The organism is Litchfieldella xinjiangensis (assembly GCF_000759345.1).
Taxonomy (GTDB): Bacteria; Pseudomonadota; Gammaproteobacteria; order Pseudomonadales; family Halomonadaceae; genus Litchfieldella_A; species Litchfieldella_A xinjiangensis.
Map to the genome: position 1 here is coordinate 381,837 of NZ_JPZL01000001.1, position 25,461 is coordinate 407,297.

Sequence of the window (25,461 nt, forward strand, 5' to 3'; positions counted from 1 at the left end):
CTTTTCGTTTACCGACTTGATTTACCTAAAGCCAGACGCGCTAGCGCCGATAAGGCTTGTAAGATATCGCTTACACGCGTCTCGCAACGAAAGGTGCCTGTCCATGACAGGCCAGACAAGGCATGCCCATGATCTCGGTACTCTCATCTCTGCGCATTCGGTTCATGCTGGCGTTGGGAGGCGTGCTTTGTCTGGCGTTGCTGGCGCTTGCGCTGATTGCGCGGTATCAGGTCACACCCATCCTGCTCGCCGACGAGAGCCAGTTCGCTACCGCAGAACTGGATCGTGCCGAACGGGCCTTTGCCAGCGAATCCAGTCACATGCAGCGACTGGTCGAGGACTGGTCCTACTGGGACGATACCTACGAATTCGTGCAAGGCGAACGTCCTGAGTACATCGACTCCAACCTCTACGATACGACACTCGAGACACTCGATCTGCAGTTGATGGCCTTCTTCAATATCCGACTCCAACCCCACCGTATCGTCGGCTTCGACCGAGATGGCGCATATCATTCCTGTGCAGGCGTCTCAGAAGAATGCACATGGGCCTCGGAGATGATCGAACAGATCACTGCACAGATCGAAGCGCTGGAAGAAGGGACCCATACCTGGTTGATGACTTATCCCCGCCTGGCAATGGTGGGGCTGTCGCCTGTCTACAAGAGTAACGAAGACTCACCCGCTGCCGGTTGGCTGGCCATGGTCAGGCCGCTTTCCGCTAACTGGATCGACGGGTTGCGCGAAACCACCGGCATCGATCTTTCCTTGACCACCCATGAAGCCGATATTTCACTGCTCGAGGAGACCCTCGAGCGCTTGTCCCCCAGCGAAATGCGTGCCGGACGCTTTCTGGATGCCGTCCCCCCCAGTCATATGCTGCGCCTGGAAGCGGTGCTACCCCGCCAGCGCTATCAGGCCAACTTGGAAACATTCAAGTTCGCGCTTTACTGGACCGGCATCGTACTGGTCATCACGCTGGTGGTCGTGCTGTTCCTTCTCGAACGCATGGTTCTTGGGCCGCTACGCCGTTTTGCAGCGTTCACCCAAAAGCTGCAATCGCAGGATTCGACGACGACCCCAAGCGATCTTCTGGCCCGCCAGGACGAAATCGGCACCTTGGCACGGGAGTTTCACCAGCTTCGCGACCATCAGCAGCGCCAACAGAAGCTGCTCCTCGATCTTTCCCAGCACGATCACCTCACCGGGCTGGCCAACCGCCGCCTGTACGATGAGCGCCTAGCCCAGACACTCCAGGGCGCTCGCTTCAAAGGCGCCTGCGTTTCGGTGCTGATGGTCGATGTCGATCATTTCAAGGCCTACAACGACCACTATGGACATCCAGCCGGCGATGAGTGTCTGATCGTGCTGGCGCGCTGCATGGAACAGTGCTTCGATCAGGCAGGCCAGCTTGTGGCACGCACGGGAGGCGAGGAATTCAGCGCACTCTTGCCCAAGAGCGACATGTTCGAGGCGACGCAACAAGCTGAAGCGCTGCGCGCCGCCATTGAGGCATTGGGCTTGCCCCATGTCATGTCGCAAGTACAGCCGGTCGTGACTGTCAGCGTTGGCGTGGCGACTTTCAGGCCCGGCCGAGGTCATACCGAGATCGCCCCTTCCCAGATGATGCGTCAGGCCGACGAAGCGCTGTATGCCGCAAAGCAAGCTGGGCGCAACCGTGTATATCACCAACATGCAGAAGCCTGACCTGACGCCAGGGGGGTCGTGGGCGTATAATCGCTGCCCACCCAACGGCCAGGCCAACGGCTACGATGACCGATTTTTTCCTGATCCTCGTCAGCACGGCGCTCGTCAATAACTTCGTGCTCGTACAGTTTCTCGGCTTGTGCCCTTTCATGGGCGTCTCGAACAAGCTGGAATCGGCCATGGGTATGGCGATGGCGACGACATTCGTGCTCACGTTGTCCTCGGTGGCGAGTCATCTCGTATATCATGGCCTGCTCGCCCCGCTGAACCTCGAGTACCTCAGGATCATCGCCTTCATCGTGGTCATTGCTGGCGTGGTCCAGTTCACCGAAATGATGGTTCGCAAGACCAGCCCCCTCTTGCACCAGGTGCTGGGAATATTCCTGCCGTTGATCACCACAAACTGCGCCGTCCTGGGGGTGGCTCTGCTATCGCTCAATCGCGAATCGACATTCATGGAAGCCACTATCTACGGCTTTGGCGCAGCGCTCGGCTTTTCTCTGGTGCTGGTCCTGTTTGCCGCCATGCGTGAACGCATCGCCGTGGCCGATGTGCCGCGCCCCTTTCGTGGCGCCGCCATCGCCATGATCACGGCCAGCCTGATGTCGCTGGCCTTCATGGGCTTCACCGGCCTGGTGCAAGTCTGATTCGTACGATCCGGGTTCCAAGTGACGTTTCTGGAGTGACATGTTCGAGGTAATTGCCGACAACGGGATTTTGGCTGCCATCGTCGCCCTGGTGGTGCTGGCTGCCGGCTTTGGCGCGCTGCTGGGCTTCGCCGGCGAGCGCTTTCGCGTCGAGGGCGACCCGGTCGTCGAGCGCATCGATGCGCTACTGCCACAGACCCAGTGCGGGCAGTGCGGCTATCCCGGTTGTCGCCCCTACGCCGAGGCAATTAATCAGGGTGACGAGATCAATAAATGCCCCCCGGGGGGTGATACCACCATCGAAGCGCTGGCCGACCTGTTGGGGCGCGAGCCCAAGCCCCTCGATGGCGAAGCCCAGCAGAGCCCCAAGGTGGCTTACATTCGAGAAGCCGAGTGTATCGGGTGTACCAAGTGCATTCAGGCCTGCCCGGTGGATGCCATTCTCGGCGCAGCCAAGCACATGCATACCGTGATCGTGGACGAATGCACCGGTTGCGATCTCTGTGTGGATCCGTGCCCTGTCGATTGCATTGATATGCTGCCCCGTCCGCGTTCGCTCGACGAGTGGCACTGGCCGCAGCCAGCCGGGCCGGGCTTGCCTCAACAGGCCACTTCACTGTCGCTCATCGCCAGCGACCGCCAACTCAGCGAAGACAGGCGTAGCCAACGAGGCGCGGCATGACCCGCAGCTTTGATTTCCCCGGGGGGATCTTCCCACCTGAACGCAAGATCATCTCGACGCGTCAGCTCTTGAGGGAAGCGGCACTGCCAACACGCGTGGTGCTGCCGCTCGATCAGCACATTGGCCAGGCCGCCGAACCTTGCGTCCGGGTCGGACAGGCAGTGAAGACCGGCGAGCCGGTGGCGATCGGCCAAGGCATGCTGACCGCCGACCTGCATGCCAGCATCACGGGCACCGTGACCGCCATCGAGGCGTGTCCGATTCCCCACCCTTCGCAGGGGCGCTACCTGGCGGTGGTGATCGAGCGCGATCCTGACGCCCCCGAAACCTGGCAGCGAATGCCCGCCCTTGATTGGCGCAGTGCCGATAGCGACACCTTGACCGAGCGACTGACCCGTTCCGGTGTAGTCGGCCTTGGCGGCGCGGGCTTTCCCACCCAGATCAAGGCCCGCGTTCATGAACGCCACCGAATCGACACGCTGATCGTCAACGCCGCCGAATGCGAGCCCTATATCACCGCCGACGACCTGCTGCTGCGCACCTATCCGCAGGAGGTTCTCGACGGGGCGCGCCTGCTCGCCAGACTCGCCGGGGCCGAGCGTATCCTGGTCGGTATCGAGGACAACAAGCCGGAAGCCATCGCGGCCCTGCAGGCGGCTCTGGCCGATTCGAGCCCTGAGCGCGATACCTGTCCCATCGAGATCAGGGTCGTCACGACACGTTACCCCAGTGGGGGCGAAAAGCAGCTCATCAAACGCCTGCTCGACCGTGAGGTGCCCAGTGGCGGCCTGCCCGCTGACATCGGAGTGCTGTGCCACAACCCGGGCACGCTGCGCGCCACACTACAGGCGGTACGTGACGGCCAGCCGCTGGTATCGCGTATCGTCACACTGACCGGAGAGGCCTTGGCGCACCCTGGTAATGTCGAAGCCAGGCTCGGCACGCCGATTCACTCGCTACTCGAGGAGGCGGGCCTTAAGGAGCGCGAACTCGGCCAACTGTTGATGGGCGGGCCATTGATGGGATTCCCGCTGGCCTCCACGGCGCTACCGATCGTCAAGACGACCAACTGCCTGGTCGCCGCGACGCGAACGGAGCTCCCCCCACCGCCAGTCGAGCAGCCCTGCATCCGTTGCGGGGCCTGCGAGGAGGTGTGTCCGGCGTCGCTGTTACCTCAACAGCTCTACTGGTTCGCCCGCGGCCGAGAGCACGACAAGGCCCAGCTATTCAACCTGTTCGACTGTATCGAGTGCGGTGCCTGTGCCTATGTCTGCCCCAGTCATATTCCGCTCGTACAGTATTATCGGGCCACAAAGGGGGAAATACGGGCGCATCGCCTCGAAGCGCAACGTGCCGAACACGCCCGGCATCGCTTCGAGTTTCGCCAGGCCCGCATCGAGCGTGAAGCGGCCGAGAAGGAAGCCAGGCGACAGGCCCGGGCCAAGGCGGCAAGTCGTGTAACCGCTCATAACGCGGAGGCCGAACCGAGCCCTCGTGGCAAGCCGGCACTAGGGCCCGATTCCAAGGAGCAGCTCAAGCAGCTTCGTATCGCCCAGGCTGCCGCCAAGGCATCGCTGCGCAAGGCCGAAAAAGCGCTCGCCCGTGCCGGCGAGAGCGGTAACGACGATACCGCAGACCTGGAAGTGCAGGTCGCCACGGCCCAGGAGAATCTGCAAGCCATCGAGACCCGACTGGCCAGTGCCAAGGAAGCCTCTTCCACATGAGCCTCATGCATGCCAGTACGGCCCCCACCCGTCGGCCTACCGCCTCAGGAACGCTCATGGGCTGGGTGCTGGTCGCCACCTTCCCCGGCATCCTCATGCTGACCTGGCATTTCGGCTGGGGGGTCATCACCAATGTAGTGACTGCCGCAGGGTTGGCGGTGGGACTCGAAGCACTGATGGTCCGCTTGCGAGGCCGAGCGCCGCTGGTCGCACTTCGCGATAACAGCGCCCTGCTCAGCGGCGTGCTGCTTGGCATATCGCTGCCGCCGGGATCGGCCTGGTGGTTGATCCTGGTCGGTACCGTGGCGGCCATAGTCGTCGCCAAGCACCTGTTCGGCGGGCTGGGACAGAATCCGTTCAACCCGGCCATGGTGGGCTACGCCCTGCTATTGATCTCGTTTCCGGTAGCGATGACGCAGTGGCTTTCCCCGCAGGGCCTGTTCGGTCCCGAGGCGCTGTCGCTGGGGGATGTCCTGGTTCGCTGGGCAGGGTTGGCCGAGGCCTCGTCTCTGGACAGCATGAGCGGTGCCACGCCGCTGGACGCCTTCAAGCACAAGCCCGAGGCCGTCATGGCGAGCGAGTTCTGGGCCAGCGATCCGCTCCCCGCAGGGTCCTTGGCAGCGTGGCGCAGCGTGGCGCTGGCCTGGCTGGCCGGTGGCGCGTTGCTGCTCTATAAGCGGCTCATCACTTGGCATATCCCGATCGCCATGTTGGGTGCCATGTTGGTGCTCACCACCCTGCTCTATGCCATCGACCCCAGCCATTACGGCTCCCCCCTCTTCCATCTTCTTGGCGGTGCCGCCCTATTCGGTGCCTTCTTCATCGCCACCGATCCGGTGAGTGCCGCCACCAGCCGCAAGGGCAAGCTCTACTACGGTGCGGCCATCGGCATTCTGGTGATGCTGATTCGCTCCGCGGGGGCCTACCCCGATGCGGTCGCCTTTGCCGTATTGCTGATGAATTTCGCCGTGCCTTTCATCGATTACTACACCCAGCCACGCACCTATGGGCATGCCGCGCCGCAGCGCGGCATTCGACTCGATCCTATCGATGACGATCAGGAGCGATTGCCATGAACGGGCCACGTCCAGTTCTGGAGAGCATGTGGCGGGGCGCCCTCGGCCTGGGACTGTTCGCTATCGTCACTGCCGGCGTCGTTTCAGGCACCCGCGCCCTGACCGCCGAGCGCATCGCCGAGAATCGCCTGGAAAGCCAGTACCGCGTGCTCGAAGAGGTGTTGCCGGAGGCGTTGGCGCAAGTCGACGTCGAGCAACTGCTTGCCAATACCGCGACACTCCCCGCTAGCGAGGCGCTGGGCCAACCCGATGCGTTCACGGTATGGCGGGCGGGCCAGGGCGAGGCGCAAGTGGCCATACTGCCGGTGGTGGCGCGTGATGGCTACAGCGGCGACATCGCGCTATTGGTCGGCATCGATCGACAACGTCATGTCACCGGGGTCCGGGTCATTCGGCATCAGGAGACGCCTGGCCTGGGCGACAAGATCGAACGGCGCAAGAGCGACTGGGTCGAATCCTTCGAAGGTCGTTCGCTGGGCGATCCCGCCCCAGAGCGCTGGACTGTCGGCAAGCAAGGCGGCGAGTTCGATGCGTTCACTGGCGCCACGGTCACGCCACGTGCCGTAATCGGTGCCGTACGGCGTAGCCTTGAGTTCAGCGCCGAGCATCATGCTTTGCTCTTCGACATCCCAGAAAACGAGGAGGGAACACCGTGAGCCAGTTCAATACCTTGGCCCGCGATGGCCTGTGGTCCAACAATCCCGCGCTGGTTCAAATGCTGGGCCTTTGCCCGCTTTTGGCTGTGACCAGCAGTGTGGTCAATGCGCTGGGTCTAGGGCTCGCCACGCTCCTGGTGCTGGTCGGCTCGAACGTCTCGGTCTCGTTGATCCGCCGCCACGTCGCGAATCACTTGCGGCTACCCGCGTTCGTCATGATCATTGCTGCCTTCGTGACCTGTGCCGATCTTCTCATGCAAGCCTATACCTTCGAGCTTCATCAGATCCTGGGTATCTTCATTCCATTGATTGTTACCAATTGCGCCATCCTCGGACGGGCCGATGCTTTCGCTTCCAAACAGCCCCTGCTGCCCTCCGCCACCGACGGTCTGATGATGGGTCTGGGCTTCGGCGGGGTATTGATCGTGCTGGGTGGTTTACGCGAGTTGTTCGGCCAGGGCACGCTATTTGCCAATCTCGACCTGCTGTTGGGCCCGGTCGCCGAGCGCTGGCAATTGACGCTATTTGCCAAATACGATTTCCTGTTTTTGGTGCTTCCGCCGGGCGCCTTCTTCGCGACCGGCCTGCTGATCGCACTCAAGAACGTCATCGACGCACGCCTGGAACAGCGGCGCCGGCAACAGATGACTGACAAGCCGAGAGAGAGCCGCCGCGTTCGCGTCACCGGCACGATACGATAACGGACCCCCATGAACGTCCAGAAACGCCACGAGATATTTGCCCGCCTGCGCGAGCACATGCCTGAACCAACGACCGAATTGCACTGGTCGACGCCCTTCGAGTTACTCGCTGCCGTGCTCCTCTCGGCCCAGGCCACCGATGTGGGCGTCAACAAGGCCACGGCACGCCTTTTCCCGGTCGCCAATACCCCCCAAGGCATCATCGATTTGGGCATCGATGGGCTAAAGGAACACATCAGGACGATCGGCCTTTACAACACCAAGGCCGAAAACCTGATGAAAACCTGTCGCATCCTGGTCGAAAACTACAATGGTGAGGTTCCCCAGACACGCAAGGCACTCGAATCGCTGCCCGGCGTGGGCCGCAAGACGGCCAATGTGATCCTCAACACCGCCTTCGGACAGCCGACCATCGCCGTGGACACCCATATCTATCGGGTTTCCAACCGCACACGCATCGCCCCGGGCAAGGATGTCATCGAGGTGGAGAAGAAGCTGATGCGTCATGTCCCGCGGGAATTTCGCCACGATGCTCATCACTGGCTGATCCTGCATGGCCGTTATACATGCGTGGCGCGCAAGCCACGCTGTGGCAGCTGCGTCATCGAGGATCTCTGCGAATATCCCGACAAGGTCGATATCGCCTAAGCTCGATGAGCGTGGCAGGATGAGACCAACAATAACAATCCGCTTCCAGGCTAACGGCCATGCATATACACGACCGCCCCATCGATGAGCGCATCGACTGGCTAATGACACTCTCGCGCGAGCACGCCGCGACCTATTGCAGCCCCTCCGCCTGGCTGGCGCGAGAGCGTTACCTGGCCAATCACCCGACCCGCATCGTGGTGATGAAATGCATGGATGGGCGCATCCATATTCCACACGCCACCCGAACACCGCTCGGCATCATCCGCCCTTTCCGAAACCTGGGTGGAATCTTCCACCTGGGATGGCCCTACCTCGGCGAGATGCTGGCCGATACCGTCGCCGAGGCCACCCGGGCGGGCAACGCGGTCCTGATGATCATCACCTACCACTTTTCCCGCGGAGAGCGCCTGCGGGGATGTGCCGGTTTTCAGTGCGATAGCCAGGCCGCCCTGGCCCACGCCTATGAAATCCGTGCGCAGGCCCAGTCACTGTTTGGCGAGAATCATCGCCAGGTTTATCCCCTGGTCTGCGGCTTCGAGACCGACAGCGACGGCCTGATCGTCCATGGAGCGGATGACGCCCTTCTCGACATGACGACGCTCAGCCTCGACGATGCGGCGAGTCTCGGACACCGGCTGGTCAGCCTATGCCCCGACATGCCGGCCGATGTACGTCGTGACCTGCTGCCCTTGCTGGAAGGCAACCTCGCCCACGTGGCCGCCTTGCGCCACCAGCCTCGCGAACTGGATATCGAGCATCGTGAATGGGCCGTCTGCGTGGGGCGTGGTTTCGACTTCTTGCATGTCCCCAACACGGCACTCATTGTGGGCCCCTACAGCCCTGACCTCGCGGAGCCGATCGGTACTGCCGCGACCATCATTGCCAGTAACATGCAGGCCGGACGCATACCGGACGATGGCTTCATGCTGTTGGCGTCCACGCCATATCAGGAGCCTGGTGTCGACCGGGCACGTGCGGAGCTCAAGTCCCGCTTCCTCTCAGATTTCGCCCGTGACGTGATTCGCCGGGATCACCCGAAACTCTCCCAGCGCATGGTACGGTGTACGGCCGTGGTGCACTGGCCAACGCGTCGCCTGGAGGTTCTCGAGACTTTCACACCGCGTCACGGCGTATAGCTCGACAGCGTTCTGCACATCCGTATTCAAGGTGAAATCGTGTGATCTGGCTGAAAACCCTGCTGTTGCCCCCCTTGGCCAACGTCATCCTCGCGGTGCTGGGCGCCCTGCTCTGGCGTCGCATGCCTTGGGTGGGCATACCGCTGGTCGTTCTCGGGCTACTGGGGCTGCTATGGTTGGCAACGCCTGCAGCCAGCCATTGGCTGCGCCAAGGGCTGGAGCCGTATCCACCCTTGCGCAAAGAGGACTTGGCACGGATCGAGGCCATCGTCATCCTGGGTGGTGGCCGTGATTTCGACAATCCCGAATTCGGTTGGGACGATACCCCGAGCAACGCCACCTGGCGGAGGCTGGCTTACGGCGCCAAGCTGCATCGAGATGGCCAGTGGCCCATCTTGGTCAGCGGGGGACGAGTGCATGGTGAATCCATGGCCGAAGCCGAGCTGATGGCGCGCGCACTCGAAGATGTGTTTGGTATCCCGGTGAAGTGGCGAGAGACCCAAAGCCGCAATACCCTGGAAAACGCCCGCTTCAGTGCCGATCTATTGCGAGACGCGGGGATCCAACGCATTGCACTGGTCTCTCAGGCCTGGCACCTGCCGCGTGCCGTCCCCGTATTTCGCCAGGCCGGTTTGGATGTCATGCCAGCCCCCACCGAGTTCACCAGTCCGCCCCCGGCAGGTCTACGCGCCTGGCTCCCTCGGGCCTACCATTTACGACACAGCGCTCGCGCCCTGGAAGAGTGGCTGGGTCGGGCCGCCTATGCGCTGCGTAACCGAATCCACCGTTAACGCGTCGCAGTGCCCATGCCGAACTCCCCGATACGTGCAACCGTGCGCTGATAGGCCGGCCGTTCACGGATTTTTGTCAGGAATGCCGCCACGTTTGGGCATGCCTCCACGCCTCCACGGCTTTCCAGCGCCAAGACCGGAAAACTCATCTGGATGTCGGCAGCCGTGAAGTTATCCCCCGCGAACCAGCCGTCCCGAGCCAGTTCCTGATCCCAGAAGCGGGTGAGCTCACGAATCTGCGGCGTCAGGAAATTGCGCTCCACGCCCTTGGAAAGTAGCCGAGCCACCGGCCTGATGAGGGCCGGGACCGGAGGCTTGTCGAGGCGAGAAAACACCAATCGCATGACCAGTGGCGGCATTGCGGTCCCCTCGGCATGATGGAGCCAGAAACGATAACGAAACCGGGCATCGCTGCCCGCTTCTGGAAGTAAACTGGTCTCGCCGGCCTGCTCGAGGATGCTCTCGATAATGGCACCCGATTCCGCCATGACCCGCGAGCCGTCCTCGACCACAGGTGACTTGCCTAACGGATGGACGCGTTTCAGCGACGCGGGTGCCAACATGGTCTTGGGATCGCGCTGGTAGGTGATGAGCTCATACTCGATACCAAGTTCCTCGAGTAGCCAAACCACTCGTTGCGAGCGCGAGTTCTCGAGATGATGCACCTTGAGCATGTCAGGTCTCCTTGTGTCTGGGTCCCCGAGCGTATCAGCTTCCGCTCATGCCTTGCTCTTCAGCCTTAGAACCCCGCACTGCGCAACTGCTGGGCCAGGGCTTCGAGATCCTCGATTCCCTGGATGTCCCCTGCCATGAGCGACAATCTCGGTCTCGGCAGGTGAGCGAAAGTCGCATCGATTCGTGCCAGGTAGCTCGATTCCTGCTCGCGGCGACGCTGCAGGAACTCACCATCCACCGTCTCGGGCAGCACACGATTGACCAATGTCGCCGCCACCGGAATATGTGCAGCTTCGAGGGTCTCCACGGCCCGCGCCGTTTCGAGAATCGGCAAACGCTCCGGGGTCAGCACGAACAGGAAACTGTTCTCCCGAGGGTTCTCGATGCGTCGCCGGGCGCGGTGAAAGAGCCGGCGTCGGTCCAGCAGCGTCCGGGCGACCTCACGGGTACGCTCGTCCAACCCCTCGAAGGGCACGTCTTCGGGTTCATCGAAAGGGGTATCGATTCGGTCGCCGGACTTGGGGGTGAGGTGTTTGAGCACCTTGCCCAACTCCTCGGAACGTTTATTGTGCGACAACAATCCATCGGTCCATGCCGCCATCGCCTCAGGAAGGCTCAAAAGCCGTAGCGTATGGCCTGTGGGGGCGGTATCGAAAATCACCAGGTCGTACTCTTCAGCCTCGCTCACCATCAACCGGGCCAAGCGCTCCAGCAAGGCCGCTTCCTGAGTCCCGGGAGATTGCCGGGTGAGGCGCATCTGACGCTCGAGTTCGGCCATCATCGTCGGCGCGGCGAACCGGCGCATTTGCTCGGTCACCCGCGATAGATGCGCATCGACCTCACTGTCCGGGTCTATCTCCATCGCATCAAGCCCGGGCAGTAGTCGGCGTGCCCGGTCGCCCAGCGATTGGTCGAAGACATCGCCCAAGCTATGCGCGGGGTCCGTCGAGATCAGTAGGACCCGGCGGCCGTCGCGCGCCGCCAGGACCGCCAGGGCAGCGGCGATGGTCGTCTTTCCGACGCCCCCCTTGCCCCCCACCCAGAGCAGGCGCCGCTCGAGCACACTGCTCAACAGCACGTGAAGTGATCCAGGGGGGAACGCTCCATGCCCATCCGACGGTGCCAATCGTGGAAGCGTTCCAGCATCAAAGGTTGCAACTCCAGGGTGTAGTAACTGGCGGGATTGGGAACGCCCATCACTTCGGAAAATACCATCAGCATGAACAGATCGTCCTCGTCACGACGCGCCCGAGCGATGGCGCCGCGATAGCGGGCCGAATAAGCCTCCTCGGCGAAAAAGCGCGCCTGACGCAGCCAGGCCTGCCATGTCGACAGAGTCGCCTTACCGGAATCGTGGCCATCTTCATGCATACAATCACTCCTGTTGTCGGGCGGCCGTACGGCGCTGCTGTTTCAAGGTCGCAGCGCACTCCAGCGCCACGAGAATGGCAGCAACCAGCACCACGAGGTCCAGGAACAGCAGGAAATAGTTCCCCTCGTTGTAGAAGCTTCGCAGTTGCGTCAACAAGGCTGCCACGGTCATCACCAATAGGAAGCACAACGGTGCCAGGGTGTACCACATGGGCCGCTTGAGGCGTACCAGCATGACGGTCACCACCAGCAGGGTCAGCCCTGCCAGGAGCTGGTTCGTGGTGCCGAACAGGGGCCAGATAATCATGCCGCCTGAACCATCGGCGCCGCCCGCACCAAAGGCCAGCAATAGGCAGGTCCCAACGGCGAGCAGCGTGGCTGGCGCCCCCTTTTGCATCCAGCCGATGCCATAGATCATCCCCCATTCCTGGAAGATATAGCGCTGCAGGCGAAGGCCGGTGTCCATGGTGGTGCCGGCAAACAATGCAGCCATGACCGTCAATAGCGTCGCCGCCGTGGCTTCAGGCAGCCCCAGGCCGTTATGGATGATGAAGGCCCCACCTTCGACGAAGGCGGTAACCCCGCCTTGACCGAACCCGGCATACATTGCCTGCCAATCGCCCAGCGAAGCAAAGCCCGCCGTCGCCGCCAGGATCGCTGCCAAGGCCAAGGCACCTTCGCCCACGGCACCGAAATACCCCACGAAGCGGGCATGGGTCTCCTTGTCCAGCTGCTTGGAGGTGGTGCCCGAGGCTACCAGACCGTGGAACCCCGAAATGGCACCACAAGCGATGGTGACGAACAGGAGCGGAATCAACGAAGGGGTTCCCTCGGGGACATTGTCGTTGACCATGGGTGCCACCATGGTGGGATTGAGCAGCACGATCGCTCCGTAAAGCACAAGCAAACCAATGAACAGCTGTAATCCATTGATGTAATCACGGGGCTGCAGTAATACCCATACCGGCAATAGCGACGCGATGGCCGCATAGCCAAACAGAATGAGGATCCAGATCGCATTGCCCGACATGCCGCCTACGCTCTCCGGCATTTGTATCGGCACGGACGGGCCCATGAAGATCAGGCCATAGAGCGCCACCACGCCAAGGATCGAGACAACGGGCAGGCTCAACATGCGCCGATAAATGAGTTGCCCTATCACCAGCGCCACGAGAATGGCTCCCCATACCGGAACGACAGCGCTGGAAAAGTCCATCATCAGGCGTGAGATAACGACGGCGAAGACCGCATTGACCATCAGCAGGACCAGGAAGATGACGACCATGAACAGGCTTCTGGCCCGCTTGCCAACCACATCGCCCGTCAGCGCCCCAACCGAACGTGCCTTGTTGCGTACGCTCGCCCATATCGCCCCGGCATCGTGCACCCCCGCAAAGAAGATCGTGCCCAGGATCACCCACAGAAAGGCCGGCAGCCATCCCCAGATCACCGCAATCGCCGGCCCCACGATAGGGGCGGCCCCGGCAACCGAGGTAAAGTGATGACCCCACAGCACAAAGGGGTTGGTAGGCACGAAGTCGACACCGTCCTCGAATTCATGGGCCGGCGTCTTGAAGCGAGGGTCGAGTCGATAGATCCGTTCGGCAATCAGCTTCGAATAGACGAAGTAACCTAACGCCATTCCTCCCAGACCTATGACCAGCAGCACGATGGCACTCATGCAGCGCTCTCCTTGGTAGGTGGACAAACGATTCGCAGCGTAGCTGAAAGGGTGGGATATTCACGCCGGCTTGCCAATCCCCCGCTGCGTTTTTTCACGTAACATCATTGTGCCAAGGTCGTCTGTTCGCTGGCTGTCAGCCTCGTTAGACTGCTCGAAACGACAGGATAGGAAAGGCACATGGCCCGGGTATTGGTGGTCGACGATGAACCCAACATCGTCCTGTCTCTCGAATTCCTCATGCAACAGGCAGGCTTCGAGGTCGCCACGGCCTTCGATGGCGAGGAAGCCCTGTCCCGGATTTCAGAACAGCCCCCCGATCTGGTGCTGTTGGAAATCAGCCTGCCTGGCATCAGCGGTTTCGATGTTCTGGAGCGCTTACGTGAGATCCCGGCACATGCACGCCTTCCTATCATCATGCTCACGGCCCACGGTCGCGACGTCGAACGTGAAAAGGGGCTGGCGCTGGGCGCCGACGACTACGTGACCAAGCCCTTCTCCACCCAAGCCCTGCTCGACAAGGTCAGGGCACTTCTCGACGAGACACGCTGATGGCGCGTGGTTCGCTACCCAAGCGCCAGCGACTGGTCGGGCTATGGTTACTGCTGAGCGGCATCAGTCTGCTGGGCGGCGTGCTGTTTGCCAGTTGGCTAGACGTCCAACTCGGCCCTGCCGGGCTGGCCCGGGCGGCGTTGTGGCTGGGCTGCCTTTCGGGCGGGCTGACGATTTTCATGGTTGGTCTGCTGCTGGAACGCGTCCTTTTCATGCCACTGCGTCATCTCCACGCGCAGCTGGCCCGCCTTGCCGCCAACCCCGACGCGCGGTCGGACCATCCGCCCGAAGGCTGGCTGCGAGGCCTCGGGCCCGATATCGACCGGATTCGTGAAGCATGGCGGGGCGATCGCGAGCGCCTGGACACAGCCCATACCGACGGTGCTCGCAGTGCCGCAAGGATTCGCCAGGAACTCGAGACACTGCTTCAGGTATTGGACATGCCGTTACTGTTATGTGACCGGCATCGTCGTGTCATGCTTTTCAACCAGGCGGCCGAATCGCTTTTCGATGGGCACCCGGGCCTGGGATTGGGCAAGCGTCTCGATACGCTGATCGAACTGGGTAGCCTGCAGGATGCCCTCCAGCGACTACCGCACGATGGTACCTCCCGCGAGCTGCTGCTTCCCTATGAGCAGCGTTGGCTACGCTGCATGATACGGCGTGTACCCAACGGCCATGGCGAAATACTGCTGACCCTGAGCGATGCCACGGCGGCCTGGTCCAGTGAACGGGGCGCGCGTGCCGGACTGACCGAAGTGTTACCTTCGCTGCGCCGGCACAGTGCCGGATTGTCGAGCGCCGCCGAGGCCCTCAGCCAATTGAGCCCCACTCCCAAGCACGCCTCACTGCGCCAACGCCTCGAACAGGCCATCGATGAGGAAGGCCAACGACTGGGTGCCGGCATAAGCGAACTGGGGACACTGCTACAGGATCTTCAGCGCCAGGGCGAACGGATGATGCCGCTCTGGTCGAACGACCTGTTCCGGGCACTCAACGAGCGCCTGGATGGCGTGTCGCTGACGACCCTCCCGATCGGCACTCCCGCCTGGCTGAAGGCCGATGCCCCTGCCTTGCTCGAGATGTTGTTGTCGCTGCTGGAGCGACTGAAGGCGCATACCGGCAATAGTCGATATGAGATCGAGGTACGTCTAGGCAACACGCGTGTCTATCTGGATATTGTCTGGCGCGGCGGTCCGCTAAGGCAGTCGCAACTCGCCCAATGGTGCGAACAGCGTCTCGAGCGGCTACCGCTTTCACCGTGTGTCGGTGACCTGCTCCGCCAGCATGACAGCGAGATCTGGAGCCTGGCTGACGAAGACGGCAGGCATGCTCGTCTACGGCTTCCGCTACCAGCAGACGAGCGGGTCGGTCCTCCCCCCTCACGCCCTGCCCCGCGTCCCGAGTTTCATGACTTCGGCATCGCCGAATTGCCACCGCCGGATGCCGAGCTGGCCGCCTGCCCCCTCCGCCAGCTCGAGATCGTCTCGTTCGATACCGAAACCACCGGCCTCGAGCTGCGCCAGCACGATACCATCATCAGCCTCGGTGCCTGCCGCATCGTCAACGCCCGCTTGCTGGCTGACGATACTTTCGATCAACGCGTGGATCCCCAGCGGCCCATACCGCCGGAAAGCACCGCCATCCATGGGCTAACGGACAGCGATGTTGCAGGTGCACCGCCACTCCCCGAAATACTGCCCCGTTTTCGCGACTATGTCGGCGATGCCGTGCTACTGGCGCACAATGCCGCCTTCGATCTCCTGGCGTTGCAACCTACCGGCGCGGGCGTCGAGTTTCGCATGCCGGTGCTCGATACCTTGCTGATCTCCCGAGCCCTGGACGAAGGGCTCGATGGCCACGACCTGGACAGCCTTATCGACCGGTATGATCTCAACGCACCCCAGGGCGCCCGTCATACCGCGCTGGGGGACGCACGAATGACCGCCCAGTTGTGGCTGGCGCTGCTACCTCGCCTGGAGGCCCGCGGTATCGATACGCTGGCCGACCTGCTGACGCTTCAAGCGGGTGCCTTCGACCGTGAAGATGCCAGTGCATAGGCCACTCCTCGGGATGCTTCGCCGAGTGTATGCCGGAGGCTACCGTCGACGGTTACTGATTGCCTTAAACTAAAACGACATTGCCCGGCCTAGGCCGGGCAATGAGGGGGTTTAAGCGGGTCTTCAGCGTTTGAAGATATCGTCGCCCAAATCGTCGATGAAACGCTGAGCCTTGCTGACCGTCAGCGTTTCGCATGCCTCGCGGCCTGGCACCATGTCGGAACGCTCGAAGCGATGTTCCAGGGTTTCGGCTTGCTCGCCGTTGCTGACGGGCTTGCGTATCCAGCCACTGACTCGGTACTGGCCTCCCGTATCCTGCGGATCGGGCACGATCAGATAGCCCTTGTACTCGACCGGCTCAGCTTCGGGAGCCGGCTTGGCGCCGCCCCCCATCAGCCCCGATAACAGCTTCTTGAACATGGCGTTTGCCCTCGATCAGCCTTGGTCGCGGCCCTTGCCGGCGGCGATGCGCAAGCGCAATGCGTTGAGCTTGATGAAGCCCTCTGCGTCTTTCTGATCGTACGCGCCCGCATCGTCCTCGAAGGTCGCGATGGATTCGTCGAACAACGACTGCTCCGACTTGCGTCCCACCACACTGGCGCTGCCTTTGTAGAGCTTCATGCGCACCACGCCGTTGACGTACTGCTGGGTCTCGTCGATCGCCGCCTGAAGCATCTTGCGTTCGGGGCTCCACCAGTAACCGTTGTAGATGGTCTCGGCGTAGCGCGGCATCAGCTCATCCTTCAGATGCGCCGCTTCGCGATCGAGCGTGATCGACTCGATGGCACGATGCGCGCGCAGCATGATGGTGCCCCCCGGTGTCTCGTAGCATCCGCGCGATTTCATGCCGACGTAGCGATTCTCGACGATGTCGAGGCGGCCGATGCCGTTATCACCGCCCATCTTGTTGAGCTTGGCCAGCACATCGTGCGGTGCCAGGCGCTCGCCGTCGATGGCCACGATGTCGCCCTTCTCGAAGGTCAGTTCCAGGTAGGTCGGGGTGTCCGGCGCCGCCTCGGGCGAGACGCTCCAACGCCACATGTCCTCTTCGGCCTCGGCCCATGGGTCTTCGAGGACGCCCCCTTCATACGAGATATGCAGGAGGTTGGCATCCATCGAGTACGGTGACTTCTTCTTGCTCTTGGAGAAATCGACCGGGATATCGTGCTGCTCGCAATAGTTCATGAGCTTTTCACGCGATGTCAGGTTCCATTCACGCCACGGGGCGATGACCTTGACTCCCGGCTTCAACGCGTAGGCCCCCAGCTCAAAGCGTACCTGGTCGTTACCCTTGCCGGTGGCACCGTGCGAGATGGCGTCGGCGCCGGTCTCGTTGGCGATTTCGATCAAGCGCTTGGCAATCAAAGGACGCGCGATGGAGGTACCCAGCAGGTACTCGCCTTCGTAAATAGTGTTGGCGCGGAACATCGGGTAGACGTAATCGCGAACGAACTCTTCGCGAAGATCCTCGATATAGATCTCCTTGACGCCTAGCGCCTGCGCCTTGGTGCGTGCCGGCTCGACTTCTTCGCCCTGGCCGATGTCAGCGGTGAAGGTCACGACCTCGCAATCGTAGGTCTCTTGCAACCACTTGACGATCACGGATGTGTCCAGGCCGCCGGAATAGGCGAGAACGACCTTCTTGACATCGGACATTCTGAGGGCTCCTTGCTTGATGATTCGGGTGGCGTTAAACCAGCCCATGAGTATAGCGTCGATGCCGACGCGAGAATACCGCCATGCCGGGACGAGGCTGGGCGAAAAGTGCTAGACTCTGCCGCGACGGCGCGGGAAACGCCAGGGGAGCCCGCACAAGACAAGGGAGAGCCGCATGAGCGAGGCGATCGCCCGCGATCTGATGGCCCACCGCTTTCGCAGTTACCTGCCGGTGGTGATGGATATCGAAACCGGGGGCTTCAATGCCCAACAGGATGCCATCCTGGAAATAGCTGCCGTTACGTTGAGCATGGATCCGGAGGGGAACCTGATGCCGGATGCGACCTATGCGTATCATATCGAGCCCTTCGAAGGCTCGAACGTCGAGCAGTCGGCACTGGACTTCACCGGGATCAATCTCGACGATCCGCTGCGCAAGAAAGTGGCGTTATCCGAGGCTGAAGCCCTGGGCGAGATCTTTCGGCCCGTGCGAAAGGCGATCAAGGCCAATAATTGCACGCGCGCCATCCTGGTGGGCCACAATGCTGCCTTCGATCATGGCTTCCTCAATGCTGCCGTGAATCGCTGCGGTATCAAACGCAATCCCTTCCACCCCTTCTCGAGCTTCGATACCGCCACCCTGTCCGGCCTGGTCTATGGGCAAACGGTGCTGGCACGTGCGTGTCGGGCAGCCGGTATCGAATTCGACAATTCCTCGGCCCATTCCGCCCGCTACGATACCGAACGTACCGCGGAATTGTTCTGCACCATCGTCAATCGATACAAGGACCTTGGTGGCTGGAACCTCGCCCAACGCGAGCAGGGCATCGAAGACGCGTGAGGCCCGCACCCGGCGAGCCTCACATTCGTTACGACTGGTTTTCCTGCCGTCACTGATTCGTCAGTGGCGGGTCTCCCAGCCGGCAGGCATGTCGATAGCGTCGTCATCGTTCTCGGAGCCGCCGACGCCCGGCTTATCGACAATCTGCACCGTACTGGCCTGGAGGCCTTCCTCACCTTCTTCGGGTTCGAAGCGCACGCGGGTGCCTACCGTCAGTCGCTCAAAATCGTCATGCAGCACGGCGTTCTTGTGGAAATAGAACTCCTCGCCGCTCAGGCTCTTGATGAAGCCGTAGCCATCCCCTTCGAAGATGCGCACCACAGTGGCGATGGGTGGTAGCGGATCATCGCCATTACGCGGCTGTGCCTGGGTCTTGTTGCTGCGCTTGCCATTTTCCTTCTTGAGCTGCTTTTCCATGGCCTCGAAGGCATGACGTAGAATGGGACGCAACTGGACCTGAGGATCGGTGACGCGTTCGGTCTTTTCGGCAACCAGTTCACGCTTGGCAGGAAGCGAAACCTCAACCAGTGCGCGGTGCGGATTACCGGTACGGTGCTGATGCTGGGCCTGTTCGATGGTTACCCGGCACGACACCATATCGGGGCTGAACTGCTCTAGCTTGGCGACACGCGACTTGACGTAATCGTCGAGCCATTCACTGCGGTCAAGATGGTGATAGGTGATTTCCAGTGGTACCTGCATGGTGCACCCCCTAGTCGTCCTTGGTGAGCGTTCAATCCGTTCGTGGCGGGCGAGCCGTGTTCAAGGCTCATCCCATAACCCATCTACCTACTCAGCGTGGTAGGGCTTTTCCCAGATTTCAATGTGTTAGAAGGATGATTTCGTATCCTTGCGTATCCATGACGTCCCAGAAGCGCATAAAAAACCCCGCGGCCGATAAAGGCTCGCGGGGTCTGTCACCGGGACGGCGCCCAGGTCTCATTTCATGCGCTGGGTTGCTCGTTACCGTCATTGGCGCGGGCAGCCGCTTCCTTTACCAGCGGCTCGAGTTCACCGTTCTGGTACATTTCGACGATGATGTCGCAGCCACCCACCAGTTCGCCTTCGACCCACAACTGGGGGAACGTCGGCCAGTTGCCGACCTTCGGCAGCTCGGCACGGATATCGGGGTTATCCAGTACGTTGACGAAGGCGAAGCGTTCGCCGCACGCCATCAGGGCCTGTACCGTCTGGGCGGAAAAGCCGCACTGTGGCAGCTGGGGAGTACCCTTCATGTAGATCAGGATAGGGTTGTCGTTGATCTGCTTCTTGATGTTCTCGATGGTATCGCTCATGGGGAAATCCTTCCGTCGGCCACCTGGAGTTTCGACCATTCTACTGATGACGGCGCATCGAAAACAGCCCTGACCCAGGATAGTCCCCACACTTATGCATGCATTGCGCCGCGAACGCCGCGTGGCTAGGATGTTTGCTTTTGCGCGGAGCGACATCATGGCGACTCGCCATTTCCTGACCTTGTTGGATCTCTCCCCCGATGAGTTGGTTTACCTGATTCGCCGGGCGATTACGATCAAGAACGGCCTGAAAACGCAGGGTCCTACCTACACGCCGTTTTCCAACCGTACCCTGGCGATGATCTTCGAGAAGTCCTCGACCCGGACCCGGGTGTCGTTCGAGACCGCCATGGCCCAATTTGGCGGTCATGCGCTGTTTCTGTCCTCCCGCGATACGCAACTCGGCCGTGGCGAACCGATCGGTGACACAGCCCGGGTCCTTTCCGAGATGGTCGACGCCGTAATGATCCGCACCTTCTCGCATGCCGGTCTCGAAGCCTTCGCCGCTGCCAGCTCAGTACCGGTCATCAATGCCCTGACCGACGATTATCATCCATGCCAGCTGCTGGCGGATGTCATGACCTGGACGGAATTGCGCGGTAACGTGCGGGGCAAGACGGCCGTATGGATCGGCGACGGCAATAACATGTGTCACTCATGGATCAATGCGGCGCGCCAGTTCGATTTCCAACTGCGCATCTGCTGCCCCGAAGGCTACGATCCCGATCCCGCGATTCTCGCTGCGGCGGGCGAACGGGTGAGCCTGCTGCGCGATCCGGAGCAGGCCGTGGCGGATGCCGACCTGGTGACCACGGATGTATGGGCCTCGATGGGACAGGAAGAGGAACAGGCCAAGCGAGAAGCCGACTTCGCCGGTTTCCAGGTCACCGAAGCGCTATTGGATCGTGCCGCCCGTGACGTTCTCTTCCTGCACTGCCTGCCTGCGCATCGCGGAGAAGAGATCAGCGAGACATTACTCGACGACCCTCGTGCCGTAGTCTGGCAGGAAGCGGGCAACCGTTTGCATGCACAGAAAGCCCTGCTCGAGTTCCTGATGCTGGGCCGCGTCGAGAGCTGATCTTCACTCAAGCCCTGCCCCAGCACTCGCAAGGCAAAAAAAAGCCCCGACGAGTCGGGGCAGCGCGATAGGGACGCTTACTTCGTACGAGCCCGCAGTCGACTCGCCGCCAAACTGGCGTCCCACGACAAGCATACGTTGGATTAGCGCTCGCTAAATGACGAGGTAAGCGTCTTTTGAAGGCTATTTCATTGGCCGTGGGCAGCGTACTGGCAAACTCGACCGGAAATTCCCGTCTGGCCCGAAAAAAAGAGCTGTATCTCACGTTAACTGAGTCGCCCCTTGCACCACCACCAGACAAGACAGAGCCAGCCTGCCTGGCGATGCACTACCTTGTGAGCTGACACCAAGCGAATGGAGCGGCGAAATATGCGCAACGAAAAATCCGACTCTCACGATCGAGACCCGAAGGAGGAGCAACCCCAGCAGCCTCCCCACCCTGGCGACGACCCAAGGCAGCCCGATGCCTTTCCGGAAGAAGGGCAGCCCCAGCAGCCACCCCGCCCCGAAGACGACGCCGACAAGAAGCGACCGCGGGATACTCCCCCGTTTCCCAAGCCCAATTTGCCGCCGAGCTGAGCCTATCTCAGGCCTCGGGCTTAAGACCGTGACGTGTTTACGGGAATCTTCGAACTTTTACGGGCACACGAAAAAGCCGCCTGGCGCAAAGCGTCAAGCGGCTGATTCATAGGGCATTCTTGGTGGAGCCTAGCGGGATCGAACCGCTGACCTCAACACTGCCAGTGTTGCGCTCTCCCAGCTGAGCTAAGGCCCCAAAGTCATGCCGGGCATGGCCTGGCTGACGTGCAGTTCCGATGACGTCTACGTTGACGCCGTCGAGACGAGGCGTACTCTATCGAAGCACCTTCACAAGGTCAAGCCCTGTGCGCCAGGCACCAAATTAACGGGCGCCTCGCAGCATGCAGCGCTGGATAATCGGTAACAACCGAGGCAAAATTACATGTCTCCTGATAAGCAACAACTAATGTGAGTCCACCGGGGGCGCCCTTGATCAAGGTTCTAGTCGCAGATGACCACCACCTTGTGCGCACCAGCATTGCGCGCATGTTGGATGCCGAGGAAGGCCTCTCAGTCGTAGGTGAAGCGGCCGATGGCGAAGAAGCCATCAATCTGGCACGCAAGCACCATCCCGATATCGTGCTGATGGATATTCGCATGCCCGGCATCGGTGGCCTCGAAGCCACGCGCAAGATTGCGCGTGGCATGCCAGATATCAAGGTCGTGGTTTTGACGGCCTTTCTGGAAGAGACCTTTGCCCAGCGCCTGCTGGATGCCGGGGCAAGCGGTTTCATCAGCAAGGGAACGGAGCTCGGCGACATGGTGGTCGCCATCCGCGCCATCTTCGCAGGGCAACGCTACATCAGCCCCGAAATTGCCCAGCGGCTGGTGCTGGCCAAGATGGATGCTCAGGAAAATCCCTTCGATAATCTCTCGCAACGCGAGCTTCAGGTGGCGATAATGATCATCAATTGCCAGAAAGTCAGCGATATCTCTGACCGCCTGTTCCTAAGCCCCAAGACCGTGAATACCTATCGCTACCACATCTTCGAGAAGCTCGGCGTGAATTCCGACGTGGAACTGACCCACCTCGGACTTCGTTATGGACTCGTGGACGGCTACCGTAGCGAAGAAGCCGAAGGTTAGATGAGTTTCGACCCCAAGCAATTCCTTAAGACCGTCAGCGCCTCGCCCGGGGTTTACCGCATGCTGGATGAACGCGGTGACACCCTCTACATCGGCAAGGCCAAACGACTCAAGGCGCGCCTGGCCAGTTACTTCCGCGGCGCGCTCAATGCCAAGACCCAGGCGCTGGTCGGCCGCATCGCTTCGATTGAGGTCACCGTCACCCGAAGCGAAACCGAAGCGCTGTTGATGGAACAGTCCCTGATCAAGGAACTGCGTCCCCCTTATAATATCCTGCTGCGTGACGACAAGTCGTACCCGTTCGTATTCGTCAGCGACCGTCACCCCTACCCCGCGCTGGAGTACAAGCGGGCACGGGTACGCCGGAACGATGGCCGCTACCTGGGCCCCTATCCCAGCAGCACGGCAGTGCGGGAAAGCCTGTCGCTCATGCAGAAGATCTTTCGTATCCGCAATTGTGAAGACAGCGTATTTTCCAATCGGTCGCGCCCCTGCCTTCAACATCAAATCCAACGTTGCAGTGCCCCGTGTGTCGACTTCATCAGCGAGGCCGATTACCGGCGCGACGTCGAGCACGCCATCATGTGTCTCGAGGGCAAGAGCGAGCAGGTCACGGCCGAACTCACCCGGCAAATGGAAGCCGCGAGCCAGACGCTGGATTTCGAGGAGGCCGCTCGATTACGCGATCAGATTCAGCAACTGCGACGCATGCAGGAGCGCCAGTTCGTCGATACCGATGCTGGGGATGCCGACCTGTTCGCACTTGCCGAGCGTCCCGGCGGCCTATGCGTGTCTGTCATTACCGTGCGCCAGGGGCGCATGCTCGGTGCCCGCCATCACAGCCCCGACAACGAGCTCGACCTCGGCAGCGAAGAGCTCCTTGGCGAGTTCGTCAGCCAATTCTATCTCGGCCAGGAGCGCGACCCTCCCGAGGAAGTGCTGACCTCCCTGGCCCTGCCCGATGCGAGCCTGCTCCAAGACGCACTCGCCGAACGTGCCGGCAAGCGGGTTCGAGTCGCCCACCAGGTGCGCGGTCATCGCGCCCAATGGTTGCAGTTGGCCAGGACCAATGCCGAGCAGTACCTGGCCACGCGGCTCGCGGACCAAGCCCAATTGACGCGGCGCTTCGAGGCCCTGCGCGAGGCCTTGGGGGCTGAGACCGCGCCTCAACGGCTGGAATGCTTCGACATCAGTCATAGCCATGGGGAAGCCACGGTGGCGTCCTGTGTGGTCTTTGACCAGCAGGGGCCCGTCAAATCGGATTACCGTCGCTTCAATATCGAGGGGGTGGCCGCCGGCGACGATTACGGCGCCATGCGACAGGCATTGAATCGACGCTTCAAGCGACTGGTCAACGGCGAGGGGAAACGACCCGACATCCTGATCGTCGACGGCGGCAAGGGCCAGCTCAACATGGCCCGCAGCGTTTTCGAAGAACTGGGCATCGAGGACATCCAATTACTCGGCGTGGCCAAGGGGACGACGCGCAAGCCCGGGTTGGAAACGCTATTCCTCGAAACGGTAAATCGCACCCTCAACCTCGATAACGGCTCACCGGCCCTGCATCTCGTTCAGCACATTCGCGACGAGGCCCACCGGTTCGCCATCACCGGACACCGTGCGCGCCGTGACAAGCAACGCCGAACTTCGGCGCTTCAGGATATCCCCGGCGTCGGCCCCAAGCGCCGCCGTGAACTGCTGCGCTTCTTCGGGGGTTTGCAAGGCGTACGCCAGGCCACGCGAGAAGAACTGGCTCGCGTTCCCGGTATCAATGTCAGCCTGGCCACCGCAATCCACCAAGCCCTGCATGGATGAAGTGCACCAAGAGGGATAGAATGAAGCCTCCCGACCACCCGCAAGGACACGTGGCGTAACATGAACATCCCGAACATTCTTACGTTGGCCCGTATCGCGTTCATACCGCTGCTGGTGATCGTCTTTTATCTTCCTTTCCGCTGGAGCATGCTGCTGGCCGCGGTCCTGTTTGCCCTGGCAGCCATCACCGACTGGCTCGACGGCTATCTGGCCCGTCGCTGGAACCAGAGCACTCCTTTCGGGGCCTTCCTCGACCCCGTCGCCGACAAGCTCATGGTCGCCGTGGCCCTGGCACTGCTGATCGAGCGTTACGAAGCCGTATGGCTGACCCTACCCGCCCTTGTGATCATCGGTCGGGAAATCGTGATTTCGGCGCTACGCGAGTGGATGGCGGAAATGGGCAAACGCAGCATGATCGCCGTGTCATGGATCGGCAAGGTCAAGACCACGCTACAGATGGTCTCGATCTTCTTGTTGCTGGGCGCCGCCCCCGGCACCATGATTGCCAATCTCGGTGTCGTGACTTTGTTCGTGGCTGCGGTGTTGACGCTGTGGTCGATGATTCAATACCTGAGCGCAGCCTGGCCGCATCTGAGCCGCTCGATGTGACTGTCGCATCAACCGGCGCGAGAAAACCGGTTGACATACACGCACTTATCCTTATAATGCGCACCGAGTCGAGCGGGAATAGCTCAGTGGTAGAGCATCGCCTTGCCAAGGCGAGGGTCGCGAGTTCGAATCTCGTTTCCCGCTCCATATTATGTGGCTTCGACTCCATGAGGCTGGATGGCAGAGTGGTTATGCAGCGGACTGCAACTCCGTGTACGCCGGTTCGATTCCGACTCCAGCCTCCACTTATCTAGCTTGTATCCTGCCCGCTCGAACCCCGCCCGGATGGCGAAATTGGTAGACGCAAGAGACTTAAAATCTCTCGGTGGTAACACCGTGCCGGTTCGAGCCCGGCTCCGGGCACCAATCCCCTCGCTGGCGCTACTCGAGATT

At 61.2% G+C, this 25,461-nt stretch carries 26 protein-coding genes and 4 tRNA genes; 21 read left to right on the forward strand and 9 right to left on the reverse strand.

Annotated features, from left to right (window positions below):
* Positions 1-122 precede the first annotated feature (122 nt).
* The 10 genes from JH15_RS01805 (at position 123) to JH15_RS01850 (ending at position 9,770) form a co-directional block, all read left to right on the forward strand.
* Positions 123-1,706, forward strand: coding sequence for a GGDEF domain-containing protein (locus tag JH15_RS01805; protein ID WP_052383849.1), 1,584 nt, complete (start codon positions 123-125; stop codon positions 1,704-1,706).
* Positions 1,707-1,771: 65 nt separating this feature from the next.
* A complete protein-coding gene (gene rsxA, locus JH15_RS01810) occupies positions 1,772-2,353 on the forward strand; it encodes an electron transport complex subunit RsxA (RefSeq protein ID WP_043526411.1) in 582 nt (193 codons plus the stop codon).
* Between the two features lie 40 nt (positions 2,354-2,393).
* Positions 2,394-3,035, forward strand: a complete 642-nt coding sequence (rsxB, locus tag JH15_RS01815) for an electron transport complex subunit RsxB (protein WP_043526414.1) — start codon at positions 2,394-2,396, stop codon at positions 3,033-3,035.
* Complete coding sequence (rsxC, locus tag JH15_RS01820) at positions 3,032-4,759, forward strand: electron transport complex subunit RsxC (RefSeq protein WP_043526416.1); 1,728 nt, start codon at positions 3,032-3,034, stop codon at positions 4,757-4,759. The genes rsxB and rsxC overlap by 4 nt, the downstream gene beginning before the upstream one ends.
* Positions 4,756-5,835, forward strand: a complete 1,080-nt coding sequence (locus JH15_RS01825; RefSeq protein ID WP_043526419.1) for an RnfABCDGE type electron transport complex subunit D — start codon at positions 4,756-4,758, stop codon at positions 5,833-5,835. Before rsxC ends, JH15_RS01825 begins: the two co-directional genes overlap by 4 nt.
* Positions 5,832-6,491 carry an electron transport complex subunit RsxG gene (gene rsxG / locus JH15_RS01830; protein ID WP_043526422.1) on the forward strand — a complete coding sequence of 220 codons (660 nt, stop codon included), beginning with the start codon at positions 5,832-5,834 and terminating at the stop codon, positions 6,489-6,491. The genes JH15_RS01825 and rsxG overlap by 4 nt, the downstream gene beginning before the upstream one ends.
* Positions 6,488-7,192: an electron transport complex subunit E gene (locus JH15_RS01835; RefSeq protein ID WP_043526424.1), complete on the forward strand. Its 705-nt coding sequence runs from the start codon at positions 6,488-6,490 to the stop codon at positions 7,190-7,192. The genes rsxG and JH15_RS01835 overlap by 4 nt, the downstream gene beginning before the upstream one ends.
* 9 nt (positions 7,193-7,201) lie before the next feature.
* On the forward strand, positions 7,202-7,840 hold the full coding sequence (nth, locus tag JH15_RS01840) for an endonuclease III (protein WP_043526427.1): 639 nt from the start codon (positions 7,202-7,204) through the stop codon (positions 7,838-7,840).
* 59 nt (positions 7,841-7,899) lie between these two features.
* Positions 7,900-8,979, forward strand: a complete 1,080-nt coding sequence (locus JH15_RS01845; RefSeq protein ID WP_043526430.1) for a hypothetical protein — start codon at positions 7,900-7,902, stop codon at positions 8,977-8,979.
* Between the two features lie 41 nt (positions 8,980-9,020).
* Positions 9,021-9,770 carry a YdcF family protein gene (locus tag JH15_RS01850; RefSeq protein WP_043526432.1) on the forward strand — a complete coding sequence of 250 codons (750 nt, stop codon included), beginning with the start codon at positions 9,021-9,023 and terminating at the stop codon, positions 9,768-9,770.
* On the opposite strand, the gene JH15_RS01855 is transcribed toward JH15_RS01850, so the two are convergent.
* The 4 genes from JH15_RS01855 to JH15_RS01870 form a co-directional block, all read right to left on the reverse strand.
* A complete protein-coding gene (locus JH15_RS01855; RefSeq protein WP_043526435.1) occupies positions 9,767-10,444 on the reverse strand; it encodes a glutathione S-transferase family protein in 678 nt (225 codons plus the stop codon). The genes JH15_RS01850 and JH15_RS01855 overlap by 4 nt on opposite strands.
* A 65-nt stretch (positions 10,445-10,509) precedes the next feature.
* Positions 10,510-11,517, reverse strand: coding sequence for an ArsA family ATPase (locus JH15_RS01860; protein WP_043528633.1), 1,008 nt, complete (start codon positions 11,515-11,517; stop codon positions 10,510-10,512).
* Positions 11,514-11,816 (reverse strand): cory-CC-star protein, encoded by a 303-nt coding sequence (locus JH15_RS01865; protein WP_052383850.1) that lies wholly within the window; start codon positions 11,814-11,816, stop codon positions 11,514-11,516. Before JH15_RS01865 ends, JH15_RS01860 begins: the two co-directional genes overlap by 4 nt.
* A gap of 4 nt (positions 11,817-11,820) precedes the next feature.
* Positions 11,821-13,497, reverse strand: coding sequence for a carbon starvation CstA family protein (locus tag JH15_RS01870; RefSeq protein ID WP_043526437.1), 1,677 nt, complete (start codon positions 13,495-13,497; stop codon positions 11,821-11,823).
* 180 nt (positions 13,498-13,677) lie between these two features.
* Here JH15_RS01870 and JH15_RS01875 point away from each other — a divergent pair, with 180 nt between their 5' ends.
* Both JH15_RS01875 and JH15_RS01880 read left to right on the forward strand, forming a co-directional pair.
* Positions 13,678-14,049 (forward strand): response regulator transcription factor, encoded by a 372-nt coding sequence (locus JH15_RS01875; RefSeq protein WP_043526439.1) that lies wholly within the window; start codon positions 13,678-13,680, stop codon positions 14,047-14,049.
* Positions 14,049-16,109 (forward strand): exonuclease domain-containing protein, encoded by a 2,061-nt coding sequence (locus JH15_RS01880; RefSeq protein ID WP_043526442.1) that lies wholly within the window; start codon positions 14,049-14,051, stop codon positions 16,107-16,109. Before JH15_RS01875 ends, JH15_RS01880 begins: the two co-directional genes overlap by 1 nt.
* A 123-nt stretch (positions 16,110-16,232) precedes the next feature.
* Here JH15_RS01880 and JH15_RS01885 read toward each other — a convergent pair whose 3' ends face one another.
* Positions 16,233-16,529: an HlyU family transcriptional regulator gene (locus tag JH15_RS01885; protein ID WP_043526445.1), complete on the reverse strand. Its 297-nt coding sequence runs from the start codon at positions 16,527-16,529 to the stop codon at positions 16,233-16,235.
* Between the two features lie 15 nt (positions 16,530-16,544).
* Positions 16,545-17,765 carry an argininosuccinate synthase gene (locus tag JH15_RS01890; protein WP_043526447.1) on the reverse strand — a complete coding sequence of 407 codons (1,221 nt, stop codon included), beginning with the start codon at positions 17,763-17,765 and terminating at the stop codon, positions 16,545-16,547.
* Between the two features lie 175 nt (positions 17,766-17,940).
* Between JH15_RS01890 and rnt the strand changes: the two genes are divergently transcribed.
* Positions 17,941-18,606 carry a ribonuclease T gene (rnt, locus tag JH15_RS01895; RefSeq protein ID WP_043526450.1) on the forward strand — a complete coding sequence of 222 codons (666 nt, stop codon included), beginning with the start codon at positions 17,941-17,943 and terminating at the stop codon, positions 18,604-18,606.
* Between the two features lie 60 nt (positions 18,607-18,666).
* On the opposite strand, the gene JH15_RS01900 is transcribed toward rnt, so the two are convergent.
* Both JH15_RS01900 and grxD read right to left on the reverse strand, forming a co-directional pair.
* Positions 18,667-19,308, reverse strand: a complete 642-nt coding sequence (locus JH15_RS01900) for an HPF/RaiA family ribosome-associated protein (RefSeq protein WP_043526453.1) — start codon at positions 19,306-19,308, stop codon at positions 18,667-18,669.
* Between the two features lie 242 nt (positions 19,309-19,550).
* Entirely contained in the window at positions 19,551-19,901 is a 351-nt protein-coding gene (gene grxD / locus JH15_RS01905; RefSeq protein WP_043526456.1) for a Grx4 family monothiol glutaredoxin, read from the reverse strand.
* A 157-nt stretch (positions 19,902-20,058) separates the two neighbouring features.
* Here grxD and argF point away from each other — a divergent pair, with 157 nt between their 5' ends.
* Complete coding sequence (argF, locus tag JH15_RS01910; protein WP_043528637.1) at positions 20,059-20,979, forward strand: ornithine carbamoyltransferase; 921 nt, start codon at positions 20,059-20,061, stop codon at positions 20,977-20,979.
* Positions 20,980-21,348: 369 nt separating this feature from the next.
* Positions 21,349-21,558 carry a hypothetical protein gene (locus JH15_RS01915; protein ID WP_043526458.1) on the forward strand — a complete coding sequence of 70 codons (210 nt, stop codon included), beginning with the start codon at positions 21,349-21,351 and terminating at the stop codon, positions 21,556-21,558.
* 120 nt (positions 21,559-21,678) lie between these two features.
* On the opposite strand, the gene JH15_RS01920 is transcribed toward JH15_RS01915, so the two are convergent.
* Positions 21,679-21,754: transfer RNA gene (locus tag JH15_RS01920), tRNA-Ala, on the reverse strand.
* Positions 21,755-21,987: 233 nt separating this feature from the next.
* Between JH15_RS01920 and uvrY the strand changes: the two genes are divergently transcribed.
* The 6 genes from uvrY (at position 21,988) to JH15_RS01950 (ending at position 25,434) form a co-directional block, all read left to right on the forward strand.
* Positions 21,988-22,644: a UvrY/SirA/GacA family response regulator transcription factor gene (uvrY, locus tag JH15_RS01925; protein WP_043526460.1), complete on the forward strand. Its 657-nt coding sequence runs from the start codon at positions 21,988-21,990 to the stop codon at positions 22,642-22,644.
* Positions 22,645-24,459, forward strand: a complete 1,815-nt coding sequence (gene uvrC / locus JH15_RS01930; RefSeq protein WP_043526463.1) for an excinuclease ABC subunit UvrC — start codon at positions 22,645-22,647, stop codon at positions 24,457-24,459.
* 60 nt (positions 24,460-24,519) lie between these two features.
* The gene (pgsA, locus tag JH15_RS01935; protein WP_043526465.1) at positions 24,520-25,068 is read left to right on the forward strand and encodes a CDP-diacylglycerol--glycerol-3-phosphate 3-phosphatidyltransferase; all 549 of its coding nucleotides are present in this window, start codon (positions 24,520-24,522) and stop codon (positions 25,066-25,068) included.
* Between the two features lie 72 nt (positions 25,069-25,140).
* A tRNA-Gly gene (locus JH15_RS01940) sits at positions 25,141-25,215 on the forward strand.
* 24 nt (positions 25,216-25,239) lie between these two features.
* Positions 25,240-25,313, forward strand: a tRNA-Cys gene (locus tag JH15_RS01945).
* A 34-nt stretch (positions 25,314-25,347) separates the two neighbouring features.
* Positions 25,348-25,434: transfer RNA gene (locus JH15_RS01950), tRNA-Leu, on the forward strand.
* Positions 25,435-25,461: the final 27 nt, after the last annotated feature.